The organism is Vibrio sp. 10N.222.46.A1, assembly GCF_041473595.1.
GTDB lineage: Bacteria > Pseudomonadota > Gammaproteobacteria > Enterobacterales > Vibrionaceae > Vibrio > Vibrio tasmaniensis_A.
Genome location: NZ_JBFRSN010001271.1, coordinates 1 through 3,079, shown reverse-complemented (window position 1 = coordinate 3,079; position 3,079 = coordinate 1). Strand labels below are relative to the sequence as shown.

Annotated in this window: 3 protein-coding genes and 1 pseudogene; 3 read left to right on the top strand and 1 reads right to left on the bottom strand. The window is 40.9% G+C overall.

Annotated features, from left to right (window positions below; genetic code table 11):
• The first annotated feature begins 565 nt into the window (after window positions 1–565).
• From AB4496_RS25880 to grxB, 3 genes are all read left to right on the top strand, one after another.
• On the top strand, window positions 566–1,546 hold the full coding sequence (locus tag AB4496_RS25880) for a Gfo/Idh/MocA family protein (protein ID WP_009846297.1): 981 nt from the start codon (window positions 566–568) through the stop codon (window positions 1,544–1,546).
• 163 nt (window positions 1,547–1,709) lie between these two features.
• On the top strand, window positions 1,710–1,871 hold the full coding sequence (locus AB4496_RS25875; RefSeq protein WP_009846296.1) for a hypothetical protein: 162 nt from the start codon (window positions 1,710–1,712) through the stop codon (window positions 1,869–1,871).
• A gap of 348 nt (window positions 1,872–2,219) precedes the next feature.
• Complete coding sequence (grxB, locus tag AB4496_RS25870) at window positions 2,220–2,852, top strand: glutaredoxin 2 (protein ID WP_009846295.1); 633 nt, start codon at window positions 2,220–2,222, stop codon at window positions 2,850–2,852.
• 110 nt (window positions 2,853–2,962) lie between these two features.
• Here the strand turns inward: grxB and AB4496_RS25865 are convergent.
• Window positions 2,963–3,079: pseudogene (locus AB4496_RS25865) on the bottom strand (phosphoenolpyruvate synthase regulatory protein); the annotation flags it as partial.

The following is a 3,079-nucleotide window of genomic DNA, read 5'->3' as shown; positions in this document are numbered from 1 at the left end:
AAATTAATATAAATATCAACAAAAGTAACCCCCCTATTTCTCATAATTAGAACCAATCTAAAACAAATGTTGTTCATTATTCCAATTATGTTCAATTTCGTGACTCTGTAACGTAAATTGCTCCCAATCGATAACATTTATTGTCTTAAAATGTTATCAATTACTAAACAAAGTGATATTAAAACACCATAGGTTAATTGCGCGATTGCATATAAATACAATTGCACACCAATTCAGCTTGTATAATATTTCTTAAGAATTGACGAGAGGATATAATCAATAGATCTTCATTCTTTGGGTATTGAGTCTTTTATATTAAACACTTCCAATAAACCACCAATTGAGAGAATACAATCGGTCACTGATACTAAACCTGCACCTCCCACCTCCGAACCAGCACAACAAAAGACTCTATTATGATGCTCTAGAAAGCTCAGGTATAGACGAGTTAATATTAATATCAGACTAAAGATCTTGGAGAATTGTTCCGCAAATCTCAGAAACAATGCTAGCCATTGAGTGCTACTATCTTCATAGAATTAATATACTAACTAACGGATACCTTATGATTAAGTTCGCTGTAATTGGAACCAATTGGATTACAAAGAAATTTGTTCAAGCTGCTCATGAATCACAATCGATGCAACTTGCTGCGGTTTATTCACGAAATCTGGCCAGCGCGGCACAGTTCGCCCAAGAATTTAACGTTGAAACGACGTATGACTCACTCGACGCATTGGCAAATGACAACACAGTTGAAGCCGTGTACATCGCTTCACCAAACTCACTGCACTGCGAGCAATCTATCTTGATGATGGAACACGGCAAGCATGTCATCTGTGAGAAGCCTGTCGCATCGAATATTGAAGAAGCAACACACATGTTTGAGGTCGCTCAGAAGAACGGGGTGGTGCTGTTTGAGGCGTATAAATCTCAGTATCTACCGAACTTTGAGCAAGTTCAACTCGGCTTAAAAAAGATAGGCAAAGTGCATAAAGCGCACATCAACTACTGTCAGTATTCATCGCGTTACCAGAAATACCTAAACGGCGAGAACCCAAACACCTTCAACCCAGCTTTCTCTAACGGTTCATTAGTCGATATTGGCTTCTACTGCGTAGCCGCGACTTCTGCTCTGTTTGGTGAACCTGAGAATGCGCTGGCTTCGGCAAAGCTACTTGACTCAGGTGTGGATGCGCATGGCTGTGCGATCTTCCAGTATCCAGAATTTGATGTAACCCTTGCGCACTCTAAAGTCAGCGACTCTTACGTACCAAGCGAGATCCAAGGCGAACAGGGAGCGATCATCATCGATCACATTGCAGAATGCACCGACGTTAAGATTCGCTATCGTGATGGCACGGTAGAAAACCTTACTCAAGCACAAAGCGAAAACTCCATGAGTTACGAGGTCCAAGCCTTTGCAAACTGCATTGCTGGTGACAAAAGCACCCAAGCTCAAGCCCAACTGCGTGCTTTAACCGTTGCCAAGTTAATTACAGATATGCGTCAGCAAGTTGGTGTCATTTATCCCGCCGACAAATAACACCCCAAGCATGTTAACCAACTGATTTTTAAGAAATGCCGATTTATGCATAACTAAATTTAATCTTTACGACAAATAACCGGATTAGTTGATTGGGATACCATCTGTTTAAATCCGCGTTCGATATCTGTCGTATTTATTTATTTTATTGAAGGTGTGTAAAGTGTTTTCAGTTGATGATCGCGTTGTTGCAACAAAAGGTGTTGAGCTAGGTGAAATGGTAGTAATTGGCCTAAGTGCTGGTGGTGGCTACGTTCATGTTACAACAGTAGAAGGCGCAATAATGACGCTTACTTACCCTGCAAAAGACCTTAAAAAAGCATAGTTTAACCGCTCCGCTCTTTTAGTAGTCACTCTGCTAAAGGTAACAAAATTGAGGCTTTGGCTGACTTCATTCTTCTACATTAGAGTGAGCAGCCAGAGCCTTTTTTGTGCCTGTAATTTACCCACCAGTTTCCCCTCTAATTTACTCATTACAATAACGTCCAATCCAACGGACAATAGAATTCAGTAAAGAGTATCTACACTAAATACTTATTGTCTGTTAGTGCATGCTGTTTATTAGTGCTAAGCGTTTACTGGAACTTGGCATTTATTGATGCTTAGTATTCGTAAGAGTTTCTGGTACATTAGCATTATCTTATACTTGTAATGACCATAAATGAGGGAAGCTATGAAGCTTTACATTTACGACCACTGCCCTTTCTGTGCAAGAGTTGCCTACATTGCTCAATCTCTTGGCTTGAATATCGAACTTGTTTCTGTGGATTATGATGATGCCCAAACCCTTATCGATCTGATCGGTAAAAAAATGGTGCCCGTCTTACAGAAAGACGATGGTTCTATCATGGCCGAAAGCCTAGACATCATTGCTTATTTCATGGATTTGAAATCAAATAATGAGCAACGTGAACCTTCAGAGCAGGCTACTCTTTTCCAAAGCCGAACTTTCCCTCTCACTCAACAGATCGGACGCCCACGTTGGTGGAACCTCGACTTGGCTGAATATCGTTCGGCTGGAGCAAAAAAAGCTTGGCGTGTTAGTAAAGAGACCGAAGGCTTTAATTTTGAAGAGCTCTTAGAAAAGACCCCACAATACGTTCAACTGATTAACCCATTGCTGAAAGATGCAGAGCTTCTATTGGAACTAGAGAATGGTGAATCATCGCTACCTTTGGTTGATCAAGCTCTTTATTTCTCAATGCTTCGCGGTTTCTGTGTCGAACCAAGTATCGAATGGCCACCAGCACTTGAACATTGGCTCGAAAAACAGAGCAAAACGCTTAGCATCATGCTGCTTCGCTAATTTGTTGAGTCGTTAATAGTTAATAGCTAACAACCAGCTAAAAGAAAAATCGAAGCTCCCCGAACCATTGTCCGTACGAGCTTCGATTTTTATGACTCAATTGTCTTTTTCTACAACAAGCGCCTTCTCAAACCTGTACGTTCCAAGATTCGTGTCGAAATCTCTTCAACAGACAGTGACGAGGTGTTGATGTATGGAATGGCTTCACGTCTGAACAACCCTTCAAC